At 64.1% G+C, this 21,817-nt stretch carries 21 protein-coding genes; 18 read left to right on the top strand and 3 right to left on the bottom strand.

Going from position 1 to position 21,817, the window contains the following annotated elements; translation table 11 throughout:
- Window positions 1-135: 135 nt before the first annotated feature.
- Window positions 136-765 carry a LysM peptidoglycan-binding domain-containing protein gene (locus tag QRN52_RS20100; RefSeq protein WP_284755293.1) on the top strand — a complete coding sequence of 210 codons (630 nt, stop codon included), beginning with the start codon at window positions 136-138 and terminating at the stop codon, window positions 763-765.
- Between the two features lie 213 nt (window positions 766-978).
- Here the strand turns inward: QRN52_RS20100 and QRN52_RS20105 are convergent, their stop codons facing one another.
- Window positions 979-2,544: a chitinase gene (locus QRN52_RS20105; protein ID WP_284755295.1), complete on the bottom strand. Its 1,566-nt coding sequence runs from the start codon at window positions 2,542-2,544 to the stop codon at window positions 979-981.
- A 218-nt stretch (window positions 2,545-2,762) separates the two neighbouring features.
- Here QRN52_RS20105 and QRN52_RS20110 point away from each other — a divergent pair, with 218 nt between their 5' ends.
- Window positions 2,763-5,111, top strand: a complete 2,349-nt coding sequence (locus QRN52_RS20110; RefSeq protein ID WP_284755296.1) for a glycosyltransferase family 2 protein — start codon at window positions 2,763-2,765, stop codon at window positions 5,109-5,111.
- A 27-nt stretch (window positions 5,112-5,138) separates the two neighbouring features.
- Here the strand turns inward: QRN52_RS20110 and QRN52_RS20115 are convergent, their stop codons facing one another.
- The gene (locus QRN52_RS20115) at window positions 5,139-5,951 is read right to left on the bottom strand and encodes a DeoR/GlpR family DNA-binding transcription regulator (RefSeq protein WP_284755297.1); all 813 of its coding nucleotides are present in this window, start codon (window positions 5,949-5,951) and stop codon (window positions 5,139-5,141) included.
- 143 nt (window positions 5,952-6,094) lie between these two features.
- Between QRN52_RS20115 and QRN52_RS20120 the strand changes: the two genes are divergently transcribed.
- The 15 genes from QRN52_RS20120 to QRN52_RS20190 all read left to right on the top strand — a co-directional run bounded on the left by QRN52_RS20120 (window position 6,095) and on the right by QRN52_RS20190 (window position 20,096).
- The gene (locus QRN52_RS20120; protein ID WP_284755369.1) at window positions 6,095-6,445 is read left to right on the top strand and encodes an ArsR/SmtB family transcription factor; all 351 of its coding nucleotides are present in this window, start codon (window positions 6,095-6,097) and stop codon (window positions 6,443-6,445) included.
- Window positions 6,442-7,167, top strand: a complete 726-nt coding sequence (locus QRN52_RS20125; RefSeq protein ID WP_284755299.1) for an aquaporin — start codon at window positions 6,442-6,444, stop codon at window positions 7,165-7,167. Before QRN52_RS20120 ends, QRN52_RS20125 begins: the two co-directional genes overlap by 4 nt.
- Window positions 7,164-7,586 carry an arsenate reductase ArsC gene (locus tag QRN52_RS20130; protein ID WP_284755300.1) on the top strand — a complete coding sequence of 141 codons (423 nt, stop codon included), beginning with the start codon at window positions 7,164-7,166 and terminating at the stop codon, window positions 7,584-7,586. Before QRN52_RS20125 ends, QRN52_RS20130 begins: the two co-directional genes overlap by 4 nt.
- Before the next feature lie 48 nt (window positions 7,587-7,634).
- Window positions 7,635-9,005 carry an NAD(P)-binding domain-containing protein gene (locus QRN52_RS20135; RefSeq protein ID WP_284755301.1) on the top strand — a complete coding sequence of 457 codons (1,371 nt, stop codon included), beginning with the start codon at window positions 7,635-7,637 and terminating at the stop codon, window positions 9,003-9,005.
- Window positions 9,006-9,048: 43 nt separating this feature from the next.
- Window positions 9,049-9,480 carry an arsenate-mycothiol transferase ArsC gene (locus QRN52_RS20140; RefSeq protein WP_502869738.1) on the top strand — a complete coding sequence of 144 codons (432 nt, stop codon included), beginning with the start codon at window positions 9,049-9,051 and terminating at the stop codon, window positions 9,478-9,480.
- A 183-nt stretch (window positions 9,481-9,663) separates the two neighbouring features.
- Entirely contained in the window at window positions 9,664-10,005 is a 342-nt protein-coding gene (locus QRN52_RS20145; RefSeq protein ID WP_284755303.1) for a DUF5655 domain-containing protein, read from the top strand.
- Window positions 10,006-10,153: 148 nt separating this feature from the next.
- On the top strand, window positions 10,154-10,684 hold the full coding sequence (locus QRN52_RS20150; RefSeq protein ID WP_284755304.1) for a DinB family protein: 531 nt from the start codon (window positions 10,154-10,156) through the stop codon (window positions 10,682-10,684).
- A gap of 54 nt (window positions 10,685-10,738) precedes the next feature.
- The gene (locus tag QRN52_RS20155; RefSeq protein WP_284755305.1) at window positions 10,739-11,386 is read left to right on the top strand and encodes a bifunctional 4-hydroxy-2-oxoglutarate aldolase/2-dehydro-3-deoxy-phosphogluconate aldolase; all 648 of its coding nucleotides are present in this window, start codon (window positions 10,739-10,741) and stop codon (window positions 11,384-11,386) included.
- Between the two features lie 114 nt (window positions 11,387-11,500).
- Entirely contained in the window at window positions 11,501-12,796 is a 1,296-nt protein-coding gene (locus QRN52_RS20160; protein WP_284755307.1) for an MFS transporter, read from the top strand.
- A gap of 104 nt (window positions 12,797-12,900) precedes the next feature.
- Window positions 12,901-13,497 carry a P-loop nucleotide/nucleoside kinase family protein gene (locus tag QRN52_RS20165; RefSeq protein ID WP_284755309.1) on the top strand — a complete coding sequence of 199 codons (597 nt, stop codon included), beginning with the start codon at window positions 12,901-12,903 and terminating at the stop codon, window positions 13,495-13,497.
- A gap of 142 nt (window positions 13,498-13,639) precedes the next feature.
- Window positions 13,640-14,929, top strand: a complete 1,290-nt coding sequence (locus tag QRN52_RS20170; protein WP_284755310.1) for a MinD/ParA family ATP-binding protein — start codon at window positions 13,640-13,642, stop codon at window positions 14,927-14,929.
- 369 nt (window positions 14,930-15,298) lie between these two features.
- Entirely contained in the window at window positions 15,299-16,174 is an 876-nt protein-coding gene (locus tag QRN52_RS20175) for a glycoside hydrolase family 25 domain-containing protein (protein ID WP_284755311.1), read from the top strand.
- Between the two features lie 700 nt (window positions 16,175-16,874).
- Complete coding sequence (locus QRN52_RS20180; RefSeq protein ID WP_284755312.1) at window positions 16,875-17,306, top strand: hypothetical protein; 432 nt, start codon at window positions 16,875-16,877, stop codon at window positions 17,304-17,306.
- Between the two features lie 106 nt (window positions 17,307-17,412).
- On the top strand, window positions 17,413-18,633 hold the full coding sequence (locus QRN52_RS20185) for an MFS transporter (RefSeq protein ID WP_284755314.1): 1,221 nt from the start codon (window positions 17,413-17,415) through the stop codon (window positions 18,631-18,633).
- Between the two features lie 191 nt (window positions 18,634-18,824).
- The gene (locus QRN52_RS20190; RefSeq protein ID WP_284755315.1) at window positions 18,825-20,096 is read left to right on the top strand and encodes an acyltransferase family protein; all 1,272 of its coding nucleotides are present in this window, start codon (window positions 18,825-18,827) and stop codon (window positions 20,094-20,096) included.
- A gap of 43 nt (window positions 20,097-20,139) precedes the next feature.
- Here QRN52_RS20190 and QRN52_RS20195 read toward each other — a convergent pair whose 3' ends face one another.
- Window positions 20,140-20,934, bottom strand: coding sequence for an alpha/beta fold hydrolase (locus QRN52_RS20195; protein WP_284755317.1), 795 nt, complete (start codon window positions 20,932-20,934; stop codon window positions 20,140-20,142).
- A 91-nt stretch (window positions 20,935-21,025) separates the two neighbouring features.
- Here QRN52_RS20195 and QRN52_RS20200 point away from each other — a divergent pair, with 91 nt between their 5' ends.
- The gene (locus QRN52_RS20200; protein WP_284755319.1) at window positions 21,026-21,808 is read left to right on the top strand and encodes a hypothetical protein; all 783 of its coding nucleotides are present in this window, start codon (window positions 21,026-21,028) and stop codon (window positions 21,806-21,808) included.
- The last annotated feature ends 9 nt before the right edge of the window (window positions 21,809-21,817 follow it).

Genomic DNA, 21,817 nt, shown 5'->3' on the forward strand with positions numbered 1-21,817 from the left:
CCAGCAACACCTGGACCGGCACACCCAAGACCGGACAATTCACCTGCACCTAAGAACCCTGGGCTGCGGCAGTATGGCTCGCCCCGGTGTGAGCTGGCTTGGGTTAATCTTTGACTGAGCACGCATCGTGCTGCCGTGGGCGGCGGCGCAACTCAGGGGGATGGTTTGAAGGCTTACATTCGTACCGGCAGCTTCCATGTACGGACGATAGGATCGCTCTCTTTGCTGGCCGCGTCGGCAATGTTGCTGGCATCCTGTGCCTATTCGGAGCCCGCACCTTCCCCCAGTATTTCCCCGTCACCTCAAGCCGCGGTGGCTAGTGCATCCAGTTCCAGTGCGCCCTTGCCTGAGGTGGCCGGCAAGGTGAGTCTGAGTTCCTACAAGCTGCCGGTGAAGTACACGACGGTCGCCGGGGATACCTGGGCGTCTATTGCGAAAGCATTCGAGCTCAAGGAAGAAAGCCTCAAAGCATTTCAGGCGAAGGCCATAGACGCCGAGCCGGCACCAGGGACTGTCGTTGATCTGCGGGGAGTCGACTATCAGCGGCCGGGAGCCAGTGGCGAATACGAGAAGGACGCGTCGGGCCAACCGGATGTCTATATTGTGCAGGCCGGCGATAACCCCGGTGCCGTCGCAGCTCGTTTTGGGATACCAGTCAGGCAGTTGGTGACTGACAACAAGCTCCCTGGGATGTTTTCGCTGTCCCCCGAGGACACTGCCTCCTTCAAGCCCGGCATGAAACTCAAGTTGCAAAACCCGTCGTAGGAATTGCCCTTCGCCCAGGCTAAGGCCACGCAGCTCACTCAACGTCAAGCGGTTAGTTACACTTTCGGGGCTGCCGGACATTAACGGGGCATGAGCTTGCAAACGCATTTGGGGGACGGCGTCTGCCGCTTCGTCCCAACCCCACCCCGAACAGGCAGCAGATGCCCTCAGGAAGCGATTTTGAGGGCATCTGCTGCCAGTTCGCGCCTAAGTTCAGGGAGCTGGCGTGGTGGGCGACGGGGTCAGGATCTGGGCTGGGGTCAATTTTGCCCACGGGGAGTCCGGGGCACCCTGGATTGCGGCTTCCGGGCTATCTCCTTGAGTCCACCACTTGGCCTCGAACGCGGAGCCTTCGAAGAGAATGCGGTCGCCCTTGTGATAGATCGTCTCCGGCGCCCACGCCGGGAAGGTTCCCGGGGGCACCGTCGCCTTGGGGCTTGGCCTGTCTCCGGGCAGCACCGGACCCACGAGTTTCCATGGGGTGGCGCCGCCCTGGAGGACAGGGTTGTCCGGGACGTCGGCGCGGGTCCACCATTTTGCCTCGTAGACGCTGCCGTGCCAGACCACCCTGTCCGCCGCGGTGTATGCGGCATAGGTGCTCCATATCGGATAAGGGCTGGTCGCCGGGTCATCGGTGGTGGGCGTCGCACTGGTTGAGGCAGTGGCTGTAGGCGATGGAACTACAGCCGGCGTAGGCAACGCCACATCATTGGCAAGGGTGGCAGAGAACAGTTGGGAACCCTGGACCACCCCGCTGCAGCTGTCCGAGACCTTGCTCAAATCGGGGTAGTTGGGGCTGCACGTCCTGTCCCTGTTCATGGACCACATCGACAATCTGCCGAGGCCCTTGTCTTTGACGAAGCTGTTCATGGTGGCTGCGTCATCGAGGGTGAATATTTCGCCGGCGATATCGTTCTGGCCCACCATGACGGTCAGGCCAAGCTTGCGCCAGAGGGTTTCGCTGCCAAAGTCGGTTCCTGCGTTGCGGTAGAGGGCGGCGAGCTGTCCGTGGGCCGCATCCGCAGCTGATTCCGCGGCACGGGACATGCTCCAAGCTGCAGGCTTACTGGCGCCGAAATCCATCGTCATGATGTTCACGCCCTCCAGTTCTACGCCGCCCGCGAGAGTGTGCGCCACGATGACCTGGCCTTGGCTCGTGAGGCCGTCCGGGTCGGCCGCAAGGGTCAGCCAGACGGCGAGGGGCTTGCCGCTGGCTTTGCGCTCCTTCTGAAGGGCGGCAATGGCCTGCGCCCGTCGGTCAGCAGCGGCTATGTCGCCCAAGGCGACGCCTTCGACGTCGAGATCTACCGTCGCGACGTCGTAGCGATCCACAATCTGCCGGTAGGCGTCTGTCAGGGCCTTCGTGTCTTTGCAGGAAACCGCAAGTTCGTTGTTGTTCATCCCGCCGAAGGAAACCGCTGTGGCCCCTCCAAGCTGACGGAGACGGGCGATCCTCCGGTCCAAGTCGAGGTCGGAAGCTGCCTGGTCCGGGCTATACGCCGCACCCCAGGACGGGGCGCAGCCCTGCTTCGGATCGGCGACGACGAAGGAGAGCACCACGGCTTTCGCGCTGGGGACGGCTGGATCTTCGAACGCGAAGCGCGGCGTCGCCGTCACGTCCACATAGCCGGAAAACACCGAAGGCATGGATGCGGCGGCACTGACATCCTGGACGTTGCGGAGGCCGAGGTAGCCCGCCGTGACCGCCGCGACCACGATGACGCAAAGGATGCCCAAACGCAGGACGGACAGCCGCCGGCCGGGAAAGCGCTTCGACACAGAGATACCCCCAGAGCATTCGAATAGGACTTCGCGGATGTCCGGGAAAGAGCTCACTCCGGTGGTAGCTGCGCAGCTTGGCGTAGCATTTCCACGAGTCTTGTCCCAACTACGCGTCGTTCGCCTATCATAGGGGCGCACTGTAGTGCGGGCCGTCACATTACGCCTGCATTGTGCCGCGCGTCCGCTGGGGGCGCACGGACGGCGAATGGGGATTCATGTCGGATCAGATCGTGCTGCTACGCCCCGATGACCAAGGAACGGCTGACGGGCAGTCATCAAAAGCCCGAAAGCGTCAGTGGGGAGCAGAGAAACGCTCTGAACCGCTCTCGATCGTCCACCCGGCACCATCGCGGCGCAAAATCGTCCTCGGCCGGATCGGCGTCCTCACCACCGTGCTCGCCTGGGTCGGCTATGTGGTCACGACCGTCCTCAAACAGCTGGTGGACAACCCCGGCGCCGGATTCCGCTTCGGCGCCGAATCCCTCTCCTACTTGGTGGTGGTGTCCTTCCTGACGTTCTCGGCCCTGATGTACCTCACCGCCCGCCAAGGCGCCCTGACCCGCTTCCGGGCCCACCGACGGGTTCCCCGAGGGGAGCTGGACCGGCACTTCTTCGACTACTCCGAGGGCATCACGGTGCTGATTCCTTCCTACGCGGAAGAACCGGAAGTAGTCCGCGGCACCATGTGGTCCGCGGTCCTGCAGGAATTCCCGGACCTGAGCGTCGTGCTGCTTCTCGATGATCCCCCCTTCCCGGAAGACCCCGACGTGCTCCGGCGCCTCGAAGCCACCCGCGCGCTCGCCGGCCAGATCACGGATACCCTCAAGGAACCAGCGGCCAGGGTCAACGCCGCCTACGCGAGGTACCGCCGTCGTCGTCGTGATCAAGAACCTGAACCGGGGGCCGGCACTAACGCCGGCACCGAAGTTGAGCGGCTGATCGCCGAATACCAATACGCTGCGGAATGGCTCGAAGCTATGGCCGAGACCGAGTCCGTCGAGGACCACGTGGATGAGTTCTTCGTGGACCTGGTCCTCATGGGCCTGGCCCGGGAACTACGCCTCGTGATCCTGGCCCTGACGGCCGCCAACGCACAGCGGACCTCGCCCGGCCCGGAACGCATTGCTGAGCTGTACGCGCGGCTGACCTGGATCTTCAACGCCCGGGTGTCCACGTTCGAGCGGAAGCGGTTCGCGAGCCTCTCCCACGAGGCCAACAAGGCAATGAACCTGAACGCCTACCTTTCGCTCATGGGCGGGACCTGGCACCCGGAACAGACAGCCGACGGCACCGTCTTGCGGCCCGCAGGGGTCGACGACGGCGATGTGCTGTCGGTCCCGGACACCACTTACGTCCTGACGCTGGACGCGGACTCGATGCTGCTGCGCGACTACTGCCTCCGCCTGGTTCATCTCCTCGAATCCCCGGGCAATGAGCAGGTAGCCGTCACCCAGACCCCGTATTCCTCCTTCCGTGGCGCCCCGACCCGGATCGAACGCATCGCCGGGGCCACCACGGACATCCAGCACATCCAGCACCAAGGGATGACCCAATACGGCGCGACGTTCTGGGTGGGGGCGAACGCCGTGATCCGCAAACGCGCCCTGGAAGACATCGTCGAGATCTCGACGGTGGGCGGGTTTGAAGTCAGAACGTACATCCAGGACCGCACCGTCATCGAAGACACCGAGTCCAGCGTGGACCTTGGCAAGCACGGCTGGACCCTGGCCAACTACCCGGAGAGGCTCAGCTACAGCGCCACTCCGCCGGACTTTGGATCGCTCGTGGTGCAGCGGCGGCGCTGGGCCAACGGCGGACTGCTGATCCTGCCCAAACTCTGGGAACAGATCCGCAACCGCACCCGCCAAGCCCGGCCCCTGCTCTTCCGCGAAATCCTTCTGCGGGTCAACTACATGGCCTCCATCACCTGGGCGAGCTTCGGGCTGCTGTTCCTCCTCGCGTACCCCTACGACAGCCGTCTCCTCAGCCCCTTGGTCTTCCTTGCGGCCCTGCCCTACTTCCTGGCGATGGGCAGCGACCTGCGGGACTGCGGGCACCGGTTCAGCGACATCTTCCGGATCTATGGCTTCAACCTCGTTCTCCTTCCGGTCAATCTTGCCGGCGTCCTGAAGTCCCTCCAGCAAGCGCTCACGGGAGACAAGATCCCGTTCGTCCGCACCCCGAAGGTCAAGGACCGCACCGCGGCCCCGGCACTCTACGTCCTCGCTCCGTACTTGATCGTCGCGTTCTCCTTGTTGACCGTTTGGCGCAACTGGCAACTCGGAAACTGGGGCAATGCGGCATTCGCTGCCTTCAACGCCGTCATGGCCGCCGGAGCGATCCGGGCCTACATCGGACTGGCCAACTCCGGAGTGGACATGTACCTTGGCGTGCTGAACTGGCTGTACGTCGAGCCCAAAAAGCCGAAAGCGCAGCCGCCGGCCATCATCCCCAAAACCCCGGAACAGGTCGACTGGGAGTCGCTGCTCTACCACGGTGACCGCCGCCTGAACCGCGACCTCCGCGGCAAGAACGACCGCCGGAAACGGGCCGGATCGGCGTAGGGGTACGCCGGCGTTGGACGTCGGTGTTTAGCGTCCGGAACCGTTCGCTGCCGCGACGTGCACTGTGACGCCCAATTCCTGGATGTTATCCCGGGTGTCCTGTGCCAGTTCATCGTCGGTGACAACGGCGTCGAGTTGCTCGATCGGCGCGACCCGGAACTTCGCAAAGGTTCCGAACTTGGTGCTGTCCGCCAGCAGGAAGCAGCGCGACGCTGACTCGAGCGCGGCCAGTTTCATTTCCACTTTGTCCATGGACGGCGTCGTGACGCCGCGGGACAGGCTCCATGCGCCCGTGCTCATGAAGAACAGATCGATGTTGATGTGCTTGATGGCGTCGGCCGCCATGCGGCCTGAGCTTGAGGCGCTGGAAGCATCCACCACGCCGCCGGTATGGATGGTCTCAACGTTCGGGTACGCGAATAGGGACGTGACCACGTAAAAATCGTTGGTGACCACGGTGATGTTCTTCCGGGCGCCCAGATAGGGGACTACGGACTGGCAGGTTGTACCGGCGTCGAGGAACAGGACCATGTCGTCTTCGACGAACTGGGACGCAAGCTCGGCGATTGCTTTTTTCCGCGGCAGCTCCAGCTGCGCTCGGGATTCCCTCTCCCGGGGAGGTTCCTGGCTGGTCCCCTCCGCCAAACGCACGCCTCCTTGGACCGACAACACATGCCCGGCATCTTCGAGGGCTGTAATGTCGCGCCGGATGGTCATGTGGGAGACGTTCATGGATTCCGTGAGGCTGCGGATGCTCAGCACCCCCTCGCGGCGAAGCAAGCGAAGAATCTCCTGATGGCGCTGCTCCGGGATCAGGGGAGGTGATGTTGACGAACTCAAAGTTGCTCCTTCGCGATGGACAACCCCATCTTAACAAGTTTTCACACAGTGTTCCGATTTGTGCTTGCCGGAGAGCCGGAAGACTTCGTTGTCGCCGCGGCCTTGCCTTAAACATCGACAGATGTGAATATTTACGAGTGTCTATGTCTTTGCAGTTAACGCCCGTCCAAACGGTGGAGTGTTGTTCGCCGCTAGCCAGGGAACCGCTCTCGGAATCGGAAGCCGCGGGGATCGTGCCCCTGCTGAAGGCGCTGGGCGATCCGGTGCGGCTGCGGCTAATGTCGCTCGTTGCATCCCACGAGGGCGGCGAAGCCTGCGTATGCGATTTGAACGACGCCTTTGAGCTGTCACAGCCGACCATCAGCCACCACCTGAAGGTCCTGCACGAAGCGGGGCTGTTGGAGCGCGAAAAGCGCGGCGTGTGGGTCTACTACCGCGCACGCCCCGATGCCTTGTCCGGCCTGGCGGCCTTGATCGGGGGACAGGGCCAATGAGCGTGCTGACGCGGCGGTCCGTGGCGGAGTTCGCAGGCACCGCTTTCCTCGTGATGGCCGTGGTGGGGTCCGGCGTCATGGCCTCGCGACTGTCCTCGAACGACGTCGGACTGCAGCTCCTGCAGAACAGCGTCGCCACCGGCGCCGCTCTCGTGGCATTGATCCTGGCGCTGCAGCCGGTCTCGGCATCCTTCAACCCAGTGGTCACTTTGGTGGAGCGCGCCCTGGGGATCCTGGATACGCCCACCGCCTTGGCGCTGATCGCTGCCCAGTTCGTCGGAGGCCTGGCAGGGACCGCGCTCGCCAACCTGATGTTCGGCCTCGACGCCGTGACACTCTCCACGCATGAACGCGCCGGGGGAGGGCTGTGGCTCGGCGAAGTCATCGCCACTATCGGGCTGCTCCTGGTCATCTTCGGCACCATCCGCTCCGGGCGGGCCGACCGCGTGGCGTTCGCCGTCGGCGGCTACATCACCGCCGCCTACTGGTTCACCAGCTCCACCAGCTTCGCAAACCCTGCCGTAACCGTGGCCCGGACCATCACAGACACCTTCGCCGGGATTGCCCCGGCCTCCGCCCCGGCGTTCATCCTCGCCCAGCTGCTGGGCGGCGCGGGCGGGTTCTTCCTGATCCGCGCGCTGTACCCAGCCATTGTGGCGTTGCCTGCGCCTTTACCCTTGGCTTTGCCGGCTTCTGCACCCGATCGAAAGGTCCTCTCATGAGCACTGAAACTGTCAAGAAACCCTCCGTTCTCTTCGTCTGTGTCCACAACGCCGGGCGTTCCCAGATGGCTGCCGCTTTCCTCACCGCCCTTGCTGATGGGCGGATTGAGGTCCGTTCCGCCGGGTCCCAGCCCGCTGACAAGGTCAACCCCGCCGCCGTCGAGGCCATGGCCGAGCTTGGCATCGACATGTCCGCCGAAATCCCAAAGATCCTCACCACCGAAGCCGTGAAGGAATCCGACGTCGTCATCACCATGGGCTGCGGCGACGAATGCCCGTACTTCCCCGGTAAACGCTACGAGGACTGGGTCCTCGAAGACCCGGCCGGCCAGGGCATCGAAGCCGTCCGTCCGATCCGGGACGAGATCAGGACCCGCATCGAGGGCCTGATCGAGTCCCTCACCCCTGCCGCAAAGTAGCGCAGCACCGTAGTAAGTCCATGGATGAAACAGAGGAGCCCGGATTCAATGAACGAGCTTCCCATTGCCGTGATCGGAGCCGGGCCCATCGGCCTGGCCGCAGCCGCGCACCTCTTGGAGCGTGGACTGGAACCGGTGATCTTCGAAGCGGGCCCGACCGCGGGCGCCGCGATCGAACACTGGCGGCACATCCGCCTGTTCTCACCTTGGCGTTTCAACCTCGACGCCGCGGCCGTGAGATTGTTGGAGGCGTCCGGCTGGGAGACGCCGCGCCTGACCGCACTGCCATACGGCGGGGAACTCGTCGACAACTACCTGGCACCTTTGTCGGCCCTTCCTGCCATCCGCTCCCGGCTCCAGACCGGTGCGCGGGTTGGCGCGGTCACCCGCGTAGGGCTGGACAAGACGCACGTCTGTGAACGCGACTCCACACCATTCCTTGTGCGGGTTGAGCACGACGGCGGTGGGACCCGCGACTACCGGGTGTCAGGTGTGATCGATGCCTCCGGAACGTGGTCTACCCGCAACCCCTTGGGCACCTCAGGGCTGCCTGCCATCGGTGAACACGCCGCAGCTGCCTGGATCTCCTCACCTCTGCCGGACGTGACAGGTCGCGATCGCGAGTCCTTCGCCGGACGCCGTGTCCTGGTAGTCGGTGCCGGACACTCTGCCGCCAACACCCTCATAAACCTGACGGAGCTCACAAGGGACGAGCCCGGAACCCGAATCCTGTGGGCAGTCCGGGGCGCTTCCGCCGAAAAGGTCTATGGCGGCGAGGACGCCGATGGGCTACCTGCCCGCGGTCAGCTTGGCGGAAGGCTTCGGCGCCTTGTGGAGTCTGGAAAGATCGAATTGCACACCGGATTCGGCATCAGCTCGCTAAAATCCTTGGACTCCCACCTGACCGTCACCGCAGGCGACGGCCGCACGCTACAGGTCGACGTCGTCGTGCCTCGCACCGGCTTCCGCCCCGATCTGGACATGCTCCGCGAACTCCGACTCAACCTTGACCCCGCCGTCGAAGCACCTGTGGGGCTCGGCCCGCTGATCGATCCCGAATTCCATTCTTGTGGCACGGTGCCTCCGCACGGCGCGAGGCTTCTGGCGCACCCTGAGAAGGACTTCTACATCGTGGGCATGAAATCCTATGGCCGTGCCCCGACCTTCCTGCTGGCCACCGGTTACGAACAGGTCCGCTCCATCGCTGCCGCCCTCGCCGGAGACCAGGCAGCCGCTGACACCGTCCAGCTTGAACTGCCCGAAACAGGCGTCTGCTCCACCGATGCCGGCGCCAGCTGCGACGTCCCCGCCACGAACACCAGGGCATCGTCCGAAGACGCCGGCTGCTGCGCCGCTCCCGAGCCGGTCCTCGTCGGGTTCCCCACCGGCCGGACCCACGGACGCTCCGGCGAACTCTGAGCACCCACCATGCGCTGCTGAGCGCATCCGAACAGCAGGAAGAATGACATTCATGACCGAAAACCGTAAGACCCGACATATCCTGTTCGTCTGCAGCAAGAACGGCGGCAAATCCCAACTCGCTGCGGCACTCATGCGAGACCTTGCCGGCGACGCCGTCGCTGTCTACTCGGCCGGCACAAATCCCGGAAGCTCTTTGAATCTAGAATCCGTGGAGTCCTTGAAGGAGCTCGGTATCGGGATCGCCGGCGAGCACCCCAAACCCATCACGGACGACGTGCTGGACGCCGCCGACGTCGTCGTTGTCTTGGGCACCGAAGCCAAACTCGAACGCCACGGCACGGCCCGCGTCCTGACGTGGGAAACCGACGAACCCTCCGCTCGTGGCATCGAAGGCATGGACCGCATGCGCCTGGTCCGCGACGACATCAATGCCCGCGTCCAAAAGCTCTACGCCGAACTCGTGGAAAACTAAGCCGTCGGCGTTTTGACTGTGACAGGTTGAGACGCCCCTGGTAGGGCGGTTATTTCTAGCCCCACTTCGCCCGGGTCGAGGGCCTCTCGATCCGTCCGGTGGCGGTCCGGCACGGGGGTAACCGGAGGAGGGTGAGGCATGGGCCATAGGCTCGGAGACAAGCCTTCGCCTTATGCTGGCAGAATGGCACGTACCGCAAGAGAACGCATTGATGGCGATCCCGTTTCCTCGGGCGTTTACGGTGCCCTCCTCGATCAGATTTCTGCGCTTGACGGGTGTGAGTTGCAGGAGAACGCCTCGTCGTTCCATGTCGCTCACGGGCGCGCGTTTCTGGGGATCCATCCCCGCCGAGGCGGGATTCTGGTCAACATTGTTTTGGACAGGCAACTCGAATCTGATCGTGTGCACCGCGCCGAGCGGGTATCTGCTAACCGGTGGCATAACGAAGTCATCCTGAAGGACCCTTCAGAGATTGACGCCGAGATGCTGGCCTGGATCCGCGGAGGATATCCGCTCACCGCCTGAAACAGGATGAACGCAGGTTCGTTTCCGAGGGCATGAAGCTTTTTACGGGCCCTGCCGCACCGGACCAGATTTGACCGACCCGCCGGGGCCGGAAAACACTTGACACGATCAGCGCTTCTTCCGCCGCCGATTGCGGGACACTGGAGCCATGGATCCGGCCCGGGAAGAATGCCTCGCAGGATACCGACGGGCCCTTCGGGAGCTGAACAGTTGGCTGGCGAGCGCGACGCCGTCGGATCTGCAACGCAAGAGTAACGGTACCCGCTGGACCAACGAGGAACTGCTCTTCCACATGGTCTTCGGGTACATGATCGTCAGGTCCCTCTTGCCTTTGGTCCGCGTCATGAGTCGCCTGCCCCGATCCTGGGGTAGGGGATTCGCCGCCGGTTTGAACGCGGCTACCGGCCCGTTCGACGTCGTGAACTATTGGGGATCGGTTGCAGCCGCCATGGTCTACGACCGGCACCGGATGGGCCGGAAACTCGAAAAGACGATCGCTGCGCTGGCCCGCCGACTCGAACGCGAAACCCCGGACTCCCTGGCCAGGTCGATGCCCTTCCCGACCCGGTGGGACCCCTTCTTCACAGCTGACATGACCCTCGCGGACACCTACGCGTATGCCACGCAGCATTTCGACTTCCACGCGAAGCAGCTGAGCCTCCGGTCACTGGAGTCTTAACAAGTTTTCACAGACTGTTCCGATTTGTGAATATTTGGGGTAATCTCTTAATCAATGTTAACCAAATTTGAAGTACTAGAGACCATCGTCCGCACCGGCGCCTTGCTGATTGCCCGCCTGGACAGTGCCGACGAGGCCTACCGCGTATCTGAAGCTGCCATCGAGGGCGGCATCCGTGCAGTGGAGGTCCCGTTGACTGTTCCCGGCGCCCTGGGAGTCATCGAGCGGCTTGCCGACAAATACGGGGACCAAGGCATCGTGATCGGTGCCGGTACCGTGCTCGACGCAGAGGCTGCCTTTGCCAGCATCTCTGCGGGCGCGCGGTTGCTGGTCAGCCCGCAGTTCAATCCGAAGATGATCGCCGCAGGAAACCGCCACCAAGCCGTCACTGCCAGCGGAGCGTTCACCCCCACAGAGGTCGTCAACACCCTGGAAGCCGGGGCGGACATCATCAAGCTGTTCCCCGCTGAACTGGGCGGGCCTTCATACGTCAAGACCATCCTTGCGCCCCTGCCGCAGGCGCCCATCATGCCTTCCGGCGGAGTTACCCCCGCGAATGTCGGCGCCTGGTTCGACGCGGGTGTGACCGCCGTCGGCGTGGGAAGTTTTGTGACAAAGGCGGCCCAGAACGACGGCGACTACGGACTCGTTGCCCGCGCTGCACAGACCTTCCTCGCAGCGATCGACGAAGCCCGGCGCTAGCCGAAAACCCGGCGCAGCCGGAGTCCGGCACCGGCCGGCAAACAAATCCGGCAGGAGCCGGCGAAAGCACAACCCGACAAAGACCGTCGGTCAGAACACAAAGGAGTGAGCTGCATGAGCCAAGCATCAGCAGATATAGACGCCACGGACACCAATCCCCTGAGGCGCGTCAGAATCAGGTGGTACCTGGTAGCCCTGCTGGTCATCGGCGGGATCGTGAATTACCTGGACCGAAACAACCTCAGCATCGCCAACACCACGATCGCCAAGGAATTCGGCCTCAACGCGCTTCAGATGGGGTTGCTGCTTTCGGCGTTCTCGTGGCCGTACGCTATTGCCAACCTGCCGGCCGGCTACCTTGTGGACAAATATGGTCCCAAGCGCATGTTCGCCTGGGCGGCCGGACTCTGGTCCATCATCTCGATGCTCTCAGCCCTCGCCAACTCCTTCGGCTTCCTGTACGCCGCCCGTGTGGCCTTGGGTATCTCCGAATCCCCATTCTTCACTTCGGGTCTGAAGGTTGCCGATCGCTGGTTCAACAAGACCGAGCGCGCCCTGCCTGTCTCGATCGTCAACACCGGCTCGCAGATTGCCAACGCCATTGCCCCACCGCTGCTGACCTTCCTGTTGCTGACCATGAGCTGGCGTGGCATGTTCGTCGTCATCGGCGCACTCGGCGTAATCGTCGCCCTCGTGTGGCTCCGCGTCTACCGTGACCCCACCCTCAAGGAACAGTTCCTCATCAAGGGTGCCGAGTTCGAAGAGCAGGCCAAGCCCAGGGAAAAGCAAGCCGGCTGGGGCGAACTGCTCAAGCAGAAGAACACCTGGTTCATGGTTCTGGGCGCGTTCGGCATCTTCTACACGGTGTGGGTCTACCTCACCTGGCTCCCGAGCTACCTGCAGACCGCCCGTGGCTTCAGCCTCAGCCAGAGTGGATGGCTCGCAGCCCTTCCGTTTCTCTGCGGCATCATCGGTGTGCTGACCGGCGGCGTGATCTCCAGCAGGGCCATCCGCCGCGGCATTCCTACCGTCACCGCCCGCAAGCTCCCGATCGTTGGAGGCGCGCTCCTCGCCGCCGCAGCCGTCCTGCCCGTTGCCTACGTTGACAACTCCGCACTGGCTATCGTCCTGCTCTCCGTCGGTTACTTCGCCGCCCAGGTGCCGATCGGTGTCCTCTGGACGCTGGCCGCGGACATCGCAGAACCCACGCAGGTTGCATCCCTGGGCGCCATCCAGAACTTCGGCGGCTTCCTCGGTGCGGCACTCGCCCCGATCGTCACAGGGTTCATCCTCACCCAGACCGGCGGCAACTACACCCTGGTCTTCCTGATCGGCGGAGTCCTGCTGGTGGTGGGCGCACTCTCCTACGGTTTCTTCGTCAAGGACCGCCGGGCCACAGTTACGGCCTAGCCTCGGCGCTGTGGCGGGGACGGCAGCAATGCCTACCCGCCACAGCCCTTTGTTGAAAGAATTTGATCCAGAGTTCAATGCAGAACAGACAGTTGAAGATAACCATGCCGCAGGTATTTTTCGTGATCGGGCCGGCGGGCTCCGGCAAGTCGAGCGTCAGCAAGCTCCTCGCCGAACACTACGGTGCCGCTTACATCGACAAGGACACCGCCACCAAGCGATTCACGGAGCTGCTGCTGACACTCAACGGCTCCGATCCGAACGAGCGCGACAATAATGAGTTCTACCAGCGGTCCATCCTGCCGCTGGAATACGCGTCCATTTTGGACCTCACCCGTGACAACCTGGGCATCGGCCGCTCCGTGGTGCTGGACGCGCCCTTTGGCAAGTTCTTCGCCGATCCGGACTACCTCATCAACGCCCGGCGGGAGCACCATTGGGCCGAGGCCGAGCTGATCGTGGTGCATGTTCGAACAAATGGGGAGGCCGTGAGGGCGCGCCTTGTAGCCCGTGGATATGAGCGCGACGAGTGGAAGCTAAATAACTGGGAACAATTCTGGACCGCGTCCCAGGCCAACGCCTGCGAGTGGAAAGGCGCCCGCCACGTCGACCTCGACAACAGCGGCGACGCGATCGACGTCGGGCTTCTCGACATTGCCTTCGGCGCCGGCGGGGTTCCGTCGTCTGGCCCGGCGGCTTGAGCGCAAGCCCAAAACTGCTGTCCAAACTGCGCGGCCCGCCTGCTATGACGGGTTTGTGACGGTCTCCACCTAGAATTGCTGGTTGAAGCAATTCAAACGAGAGCCGCGGCGCACAACGCTGCGAATCCTAGGGGACAAGACCATGCCGGATTCTGTGGACAACGAAGCCAGCGCCGCTGCATCTAACGAAGGGCAGCCCGAACTTCGTCGACGCCGCGATCGCCGCCGCGAAGAGGGTGACCCCTGGACAGGAACCATGCCGATCATTACGCCGAACGATTCCGACGCGTCCGCATCCACTCCTGCCCCGCTCCAAAGCAGATCGTGGGCTGAAGCGGCAGCAGCCGCTGACGCGTCCGCCGGGACCGTAACCGACCCGGCCAGCGGCGACGCGAGCCCTGAGGAACCACGCCGCGAGATCCCGACGGCGGCAGCACCGGCGTCGGGCGCTGTCCCCCCGGCTGCCGCACGGGCCGGACGCGCCGCAGCCGCCAGCGCTCCGATTTCCGACTTCATTTCTTCGCCGGGTTCCTTCGTGCGGGAACAGAAGCCGCGTCCCATCGGTGGCTTCCGCGGCATGCTGTACAAGCTGAGCGGCGGCGCCTGGAACCTCGGCCCGAGCGCCAAGCAGCGCGAAGAGGACGAGTTGGCGCGGCGCATTTCCCGGCAGCTCCAAGGCAGCTACAACACGGCCATCCTGAGCCTCAAGGGCGGCATCGGCAAGACCTCCACCACGGTGGGCGTGGGCCTCACCTTGGCGGAATTCCGCGGCGACCCGCCCTGCGCCATCGACGCCAACCCGGATTCCGGCGACCTCGTGGAGCGCGCCCTGGGTGAGGGCATCTACCAGAAGGCCACGCCGCGCACCATCACGGACCTGCTCAAGAACGTCGACAACGTCGATTCGCTCACGGCGCTGGCCCGGTACATGCACCATGCCGGCCGACTGCACCTCATCGCCGGCGAACAGGACCCGGAAGTTTCGGACTCACTGACCGCCGAGGAATACCTGCGCATCAGGGAGCTGATCTCGGGCTACTACTCCGTAGCGCTGACGGACTGCGGCACCGGCGTCACGCACAATGCGATGAGCGGCATCCTGCAATCGGCCGACAACCTCATCATCGCCGCCGGCTATGCCGTGAGCGGTGCCAAGCGTGCCCGCAGCACCCTGCAGTGGCTTGCGAGCCATGGCTACGAGGACCTGGCCCGCAACGCGATCGTGGTCATCACGGACAAGGACGAGGTGTCGTCCCGCGTGGACAAGGACGCCATCGAGGAACACCTCTCCGGGATCTGCCGCCAGTTGATCGCCGTACCGCATGACAGGGGAGTGGCCGACGGTGACCTGGTTACCCTGGACGTCCTGCGCCCCGATACCCGCCGTGCATACAAAGAGATCGCGGCCGCGATCGTGGACGGGTACGTGTAGCGGCTCCCCTTTTCGGTCGCCCCGCCCAACTAGCTCGCATTTGTTGTCGTTAAGAGGGGGCAAAACGACATTAAGTGCTAGTCAGTTGGGTGGGGCTACTTAGTTATTGCTTAGGGTGACGCCGCCGACACTCTATTTACTACTTGGTTTTCGCGGGAGTCAGCGGGTTTTTACTCGACTACTACGTGGATTGCAAATTGTCGCTGCCGCCGGGATTTCCCTAGAGTTGCACCTGGACGTCATTCGCGTTTGCTGGGCGTCCTCGCCATGACCGGGAACTGGGCCCGGGCATGGTGCACCAATCCCGTGCCTTCATGACACCCTGCTGCGCCCGTTTCTGAACCCGAGGCCAGCACCCAGGAGCCTCATTTGATTCCCAAAAAACTTGCCTTCTTGTTCGCTGCCGTGCTTCTCCTCGGACTGACGGGCGCCAGTGGCACTCGACCTTCCACCAACACAGCGCCCGACGCCGACCCCGCGCCAATCGCGAACGCCGCACCCGCCGCTGAGGTGGCCCCGCTCGCCGCGCCAACTCCAGCACCGCCCGCCGCACCGCAGCCGGCCGCCGCACCCGCCCCCGCCGTCGTCGTGCCCGCCGCGCCGCAGCCTGCCTCCGCACCCGCGTCCGCCGTCGTCGTGCCCAAAGATGGCTCCGTGAAGGTGCTTGACACCACCGCGGCCATCACCGACCCCAACTGGTTCCGCCAGGCCTACGCCGAGGGCTTCCGTCTCTACGTGATGCACTCTACGGTTTGGGGCACGTGCACCCCGTGGCAACAGACCCAGGCCCAATTGAAGATGGCGCTCGACGCCGGCCTCAAGATCGCGGTCTACACACGTGACGCTTCGTGCTGGGAGAACGGGATCAAAGCCGCCGGCCCGTACATGTCCCAACTGCAGTTTTTCGCCCTGGACATCGAACCCGGTGGATCCTTGGTCACGCGGGCCATGGTGGATGGCGTGCGGAGCCTGGGCGTGCGGCCCGTGATCTACAGTGGCAGCGGCATGTGGCCCGGACTGATGGGCAACAGCACCGCATTCTCGGACGTGCCCCTGTGGGATACCGACACGAGCAACCTCAACTACGCCGGCTGGACCGCGGACTACCTGGCACCGGCCCCTGTGCAGTACGGCGGCTGGAACACGGCTGGCACTATGCGCGTGGGGATCCAGCAGAAGTTCGAACACACCCTGAACGGCATCAACGTCGACCTGAACTCGTTCGACGCCGGCTTCCTGAAGTAGGCGCTGCGCTTCTTGCCCTGCGCTGCGCTGAATTCCTGACGCAACGGGAATTCCGGGGGCGTCAGGAATTCCGGGGGCGTCAGGCACGGGACGCGTCGGGATTGTTTCCTTGGAGTTGTCCACATGGGGGAATTCGGTGCTGTCGCGGGCCTCGATCCACGTGGCAGGTTCGTAGGCATGACCCAGTTGCCCCGACTGATCCTCAGCCGAGATCACCTTTTTCACGGAACGACTCTCAAGGAACTCGCTCGGAGTGCCAAGGCGGGCGCCTTGCATCGCGTCCGCCAAGGAGTGTACGTTGACGGCGCTGCGTGGGACGCACTGAAACCGTGGGAACAATATCGTGTCCGGGTCAACGCTGCGGCCGAAACCTCCAGCTCGCGGACCATTTTCGCCAGACACTCGGCGGCGTCTGTATGGGGTATCCCCACCATCGGACTGCATCATCCGGTGCAGGCCGTGACCCTGAGGAACGACGGCGGCCGCTCTCGGGCCGGAATATCCCGCCACTACGCGGACCCCGCCAGCCTCAAGGTGTATCGCCGAGAGGGACTTCTGGTGACTGACAGGGTGCGCACGGTGCTGGATCTGGCCGCTTTCACCCCGTTCGTCGAATCCATCGCTCCATTGGATCACGTCCTCAAATCCGACCGGAAAAGGGGGTTGCCCGCCATTCACGAAAGAGGCACTTCTGGCGGGAGTGGATGGAATTTACACGGCGGCGGCCACCCGGAGAATCCAAGCGGCGATCGATTTCGCAGATCCCCTGTCCGGATCTGCGGGGGAATCCTACAGCCGCGCTTTGATGCATGTCGCCGGATTCGAGGCCCCAGTTCTTCAACGTGAATTCCGCGACGAAGCGGGCCTGGTGGGCTATTCGGACTTCTATTGGAAGGGTGTGTGGTTGGCCGGGGAGTTCGACGGCATCGATAAGTACCTGAAACCGGAATTCCTCAAGGGACGCACCCCCGCTCAAGCCGTCGTCGAGGAGAAGCTGCGCGAGGACCGGATCCGTGCCACGGGGTGCGGCGTCGTCCGTTGGGTGTGGGCAGAACTCATGGCTCCCGGCGTGTTCGAACGGAAGCTGGCAGCGGCAGGGGTGCCCCGGCGTCGTCCGCGTGGATCCCGATGAGGCGCTGACTGCCTGGCGCTGCGCTGAGTGCCTGGCGCTGCCGGAATTCCCTGTGCGACAGGTATTTGGCGCGTCGCAAAGGAGGTGGCGTCCTAGGATGAAAGGGATGACGACAACCAGCACCGTTCAACCCTTCAATCTCCGCAGCATCGCGTTGCCCGCTTTTGGGCCCGCCTTGCTGTTCTGTATCGGCGAAGGCGCGGTGCTTCCGGTGGTGGCGCTGTCCGCCCGCGACCTTGGCGCTTCCGTGGCCGTGTCCGCGTTGGTGGTCACCCTGATCGGGCTGGGATCCTGGTTCTTCAACCTGCCTGCGTCACTCATCACCATCAAGTTCGGCGAACGATGGGCCATCGTAGCCGCAGGCGCCGCCGGAGCATTGGCCTTGTTGACCGCCGGATTCGCGCCGCTCCTTGCGCACAACGGCATCTGGCTGCTCGCCGCGGCGATGACCGTCGTCGGGATGTGCACGAGCGTCTTCAACCTCGCGCGCCAGAAGTACCTCACGGAAGCCGTCCCCGTTATCTACCGGGCACGCGCGCTCTCGACGTTGGGCGGCGTCACCCGGATCGGCGTGTTCATCGGTCCGTTCGTCGGCGCGGCCGTGATGCAGTTCGCCGGCATCAGCGGCGCGTATTGGGTTGGCGTGGTGGGCATGGCTGCCGCCGCGGTGCTGTCCCTCACCATCCCGGATCTTGTGTTGCCGGACGACGTCGACGGCGGCCGCAAGGGCCCCGAGCCCACCCTCCGGGGCGTCGCGGTTTCCCACGCGGGCGTGTTCCTGACGGTCGGGACCGGGATCCTGCTGCTCAGCGCACTGCGGGCCTCCCGCCAGGTGGTCATTCCCTTGTGGGCGGACCACCTGGGAATGGACGCAACACATGCGTCGCTGATCTACGGCTTGTCCGGCGCGATCGACATGCTCGTGTTCTATCCGGCCGGCAAGCTCATGGACCGCAAGGGGCGCATGTGGGTCGCAGTGCCGTCCACCCTCATCATGGGCGCGGCCTTGTTCCTGATACCGTCATCCGCCGAGTTTGTGGGGCTGCTGCTCGCCTCGCTCCTGATCGGCTTCGGCAACGGCATCAGCTCGGGACTCATCATGACGCTCGGGGCCGACTTTTCCCCGGAGAAGGGACGCGGGCAATTCCTCGGCTTGTGGAGGTTCATCTCCGACGCCGGTGCCACAGGTGGGCCCGTGCTGCTCTCGGCCCTGACTGCCGGAGTGTCGCTCGCGGCGGGCGTTTGGGCCACAGGCGTCCTGGGCGTGGCAGCGGCGGCGGTGTTCGCCGTCGTGCTCCCGAAACTCAAGCACCGCAGGAACTACTAGTCCCCACCGGCTCCCTCTCCTTCGCAAGCTCAGGCAGGGACCCTCGCCGGCGGGGCCCCAACACCGGCTCGGGCCCAACCACCGGCAGGGACCCTCGCCGGCGGGGACTTGCGAGGCGAGGGTGGCGGTGGGGATTAGTTGGGTCGGCAGCTCCCAGACTCCGGTCAGGTGCCTCCGGTATGGTGGATTGGATGTTCTCAGTCATCTCGCCTCCGCATCGTGCCCCCACTGCGAATCCGACCTCTGGGAAACCCGACACACACGGCGCCCAGCCGCTTGGTTCCGGGGCGGGGAATCGCCTGCCGAAGAGCGAAGCAAAGCAGTCCCGGCCGGATCTCGCGACACTCACCGCACTTCGTTTTGTTGCCGCGCTGTGGGTGGTGTTTTTCCATCTTCAAGCGATGCAGCACACCTTCCTCGCCCCCGTCTACGAGCTGTTCCGTCCCGTCATTGCCTACGGCGACCTTGGCGTGGACGTGTTCTTTGTGCTCAGCGGCTTCATCATCACCTACACCTACCTGGACCGGCTCGGCCCACGGTTCCGCTGGCGAGCCGCAGCGGACTTTGTCTGGGCCCGGTTCGCCCGGATGTGGCCTGCGTTCGCCCTGGTGGTGGGCGTCCTGGGCCTATGGTTCGTGTACGGGACCGCGCAGGAATCCGTGCGCGAGTGGTCACTCCAGACCCAGGCTCCGGACCTGTCGCCGTGGGGGCTGGCCAAGCAGCTCTTGATGATGCATCTCTGGTTCCAACCGGGTACCGACGGCGCCAGTTGGTTCGGCCCGGGCTGGACAGTCAGTGCCGAGTGGCTGGCCTACTTGGCGTTTCCGCTACTGGCCCTGGTCCTGTTCCGGCTGCGCGGGCTGCATCCGTTGGCGGCGCTGGCAGCTTCTGTCCTGGTCCTCCTGCCGACGGCCGTCTGGGGTCCGGACCTGCCAGTCGCCACGGACGGGCATCAGCCGTACGAATGGCTGTTGCGGATCGTATGCTGCTTCATTGCCGGCGCATTCGCTTGCATCGCCGCCCGGAACGTAGACCGCATGAAGTTCAACCCCGCCCTCGCCGGTCCCGGCGCCCTGCTGACCGGAACCGCCGTCGTCATCTTCCTGGCCACGGCCGGAAAACCGGGCCCCGGACGCCTGGCTGTGCTTGCCTTCCCGCTGCTCATCGCCCTGCTTAGCCTGACCCGGGGATGGCTCGGCTCGGCGTTGTCCGCGCGGTGGCTGCAGTACGGCGGGCGGAGCTCCTACAGTCTGTACTTGGTCCACATGTTCTTCATCTACCTCTTCTACTGGCTCATCAGGGACTGGCCGCACGGTGCCGGACCCCTGGTGGAGAACCTGCTCGCGGCGACGTGTCTGCTCGGGATTGCCTTGGCCACCCACCTGCTGTTCAAGTACGTCGAGGAACCGGCCCGGCTCCGGCTGCGCGCACTCGTGCCGAGGGCGGGTGCCGCGCGGGTGTGACCGGATCTGGGCGACGCCCGCCCGTTTGCGCGGCGAGAGCCCGTTAGTCGAGGGGATTGAGGAACGCGGCCGTGTCCGCTGCCACCTGGTCCGGACACTCCCACAAGACCAGGTGCCCGACCCCCGGATAAACCTTCAACACGGCGCCTGGTATTCGAGCCGCCAGGGCCTCCTGGTGCCTTCGAGGCAGCACGGCGTCATGCGCGCCCCACAAGATCAGGGTGGGCGCGAGAATGGTTCCGGACTCGGTGGGCGGAGTTGCCGTGCGCAAACCATCGAGGATGCGCTTCCACGCATGGGCGGGCATCCTGACTCCGTCGCGTACCCGGTCCTCGATAAACCAGGCAGGAATTGCGTGCAGCAACGGGAACCAAGCCAGGGAATTCCTTACCCAGTCCTCGTCGATGGGGTCCTGGAGAGTGGCGACTTGGTCTGCGAAAGCAGGCCGACCCCGCAGGCTTAGGGGAGTGCCCACCAGCACGAGCGCCGCGACGCGATCGGGGTACCCGATGGCTAATTGCTGGGCTACGTAACCGCCGCTGGAGGAACCAAGGACGAACGCCCTGTGCACGCCGAGCGCATCCAGGATGGCTGCGGCGTCCTCGGCTTGTTCTATCAGCGAATACCCGTGCTCGGGCTTCTCGGCGTCGCCCTGCCCACGGAGGTCGGGCGCATAGACCCTGAAGTCCGTCACCAGAGGTAAGAGGCGGTCAAAACTACGGCGGGATTCACCCCAGGCGTGCAATAGCAACAGCGGCTTCGCATCGGCGTCGCCGTGGACAATACACGGAATCCGGATGCCCGTGGTGAGCCTGAGATCCAGGACTTCGGCGCCCATAGCATCAGGGTACGCCGGAATCGTTGACACCTGGGAAGCATTGGCGTTCGATGATCGCAGGGGGAGCTGCCTCGGCGTGGAGGAACAGTTCATGCGCGAAATCCGGAATGCGAAAGCAATATCCATCGTGGCAGGCAGCACCCTGGTGCTTGAGGGCTGTGCCGGGATGTGGCTGGCCGCCACAGCGCCGCCTGGACCGGAGAACGGCAGGATTGTTCTGCTTTCCTTCTTGTATGCCGTCGGTGCCCTGATCTTGGGTGTCGTCATGCTGACCTGGCGCTTCTGGTCCAAGCCGATGGTCCTGGTGCGGGCGCAGGTGGCCGACGCCTTTCCCTTGATCTTGCCCATCGCTGTGCTCGTGCCCGGGCTTCTTTCCGTGCCAGAGATCGCAGATCCCGCCCGTCCATACCTGTGGTTGGGTGGCCTGCTATTGGCGTCCACTGTCATTTCGATAGCGACTCCGGAGAACGCGACGCTCCGGGAGATTCCTCCGCTGCGCCCGGGGCACTTCCTCGATTGGCTCAGATGGCAGAATTTCGGTGCCGGCTCGCTCGGGGCTTCGTTCTTGTTCACCGCGGCGTTCTTTTTCGATTCACACCAACATGGTGACTTCACACCGTTGATCATCGTGCTGGCACTCGCCCAAGCGACCGTGAGCGTTTGGCGCATCATGGAGCACCGGCAATTTTCCAAGATCGGGGTGCGCCTTTCCGGCCTGCAGATCAATTGGCTACGCGTCATCCATGTCAGCCGAGGACACGAGGCGGCTGTCAAGGAACTCCGCACGATGTACCCCAAAATCGGCCCGACGCTTGCCGACACCACCATCGAAAACCTCTATCGGGCGGACGCGCCCAGCGGGTCGAGCCTCTAGATCCCACCA

It is taken from the genome of Arthrobacter sp. efr-133-R2A-120 (assembly GCF_030209835.1).
Lineage (GTDB): Bacteria > Actinomycetota > Actinomycetes > Actinomycetales > Micrococcaceae > Arthrobacter.

Coding starts and splice junctions, on each gene's coding strand:
- QRN52_RS20125 (WP_284755299.1), top strand. CDS start 6,442: ATGAGCGTGCTGACGCGGCGGTCCGTGGCGGAGTTCGCAGGCACCGCT.
- QRN52_RS20135 (WP_284755301.1), top strand. CDS start 7,635: ATGAACGAGCTTCCCATTGCCGTGATCGGAGCCGGGCCCATCGGCCTG.
- QRN52_RS20190 (WP_284755315.1), top strand. CDS start 18,825: ATGTTCTCAGTCATCTCGCCTCCGCATCGTGCCCCCACTGCGAATCCG.
- QRN52_RS20195 (WP_284755317.1), bottom strand. CDS start 20,934: ATGGGCGCCGAAGTCCTGGATCTCAGGCTCACCACGGGCATCCGGATT.
- QRN52_RS20110 (WP_284755296.1), top strand. CDS start 2,763: ATGTCGGATCAGATCGTGCTGCTACGCCCCGATGACCAAGGAACGGCT.
- QRN52_RS20170 (WP_284755310.1), top strand. CDS start 13,640: ATGCCGGATTCTGTGGACAACGAAGCCAGCGCCGCTGCATCTAACGAA.
- QRN52_RS20145 (WP_284755303.1), top strand. CDS start 9,664: ATGGCACGTACCGCAAGAGAACGCATTGATGGCGATCCCGTTTCCTCG.
- QRN52_RS20160 (WP_284755307.1), top strand. CDS start 11,501: ATGAGCCAAGCATCAGCAGATATAGACGCCACGGACACCAATCCCCTG.
- QRN52_RS20150 (WP_284755304.1), top strand. CDS start 10,154: ATGGATCCGGCCCGGGAAGAATGCCTCGCAGGATACCGACGGGCCCTT.
- QRN52_RS20165 (WP_284755309.1), top strand. CDS start 12,901: ATGCCGCAGGTATTTTTCGTGATCGGGCCGGCGGGCTCCGGCAAGTCG.
- QRN52_RS20120 (WP_284755369.1), top strand. CDS start 6,095: ATGTCTTTGCAGTTAACGCCCGTCCAAACGGTGGAGTGTTGTTCGCCG.
- QRN52_RS20130 (WP_284755300.1), top strand. CDS start 7,164: ATGAGCACTGAAACTGTCAAGAAACCCTCCGTTCTCTTCGTCTGTGTC.
- QRN52_RS20140 (WP_502869738.1), top strand. CDS start 9,049: ATGACATTCATGACCGAAAACCGTAAGACCCGACATATCCTGTTCGTC.
- QRN52_RS20155 (WP_284755305.1), top strand. CDS start 10,739: ATGTTAACCAAATTTGAAGTACTAGAGACCATCGTCCGCACCGGCGCC.
- QRN52_RS20185 (WP_284755314.1), top strand. CDS start 17,413: ATGACGACAACCAGCACCGTTCAACCCTTCAATCTCCGCAGCATCGCG.
- QRN52_RS20200 (WP_284755319.1), top strand. CDS start 21,026: ATGCGCGAAATCCGGAATGCGAAAGCAATATCCATCGTGGCAGGCAGC.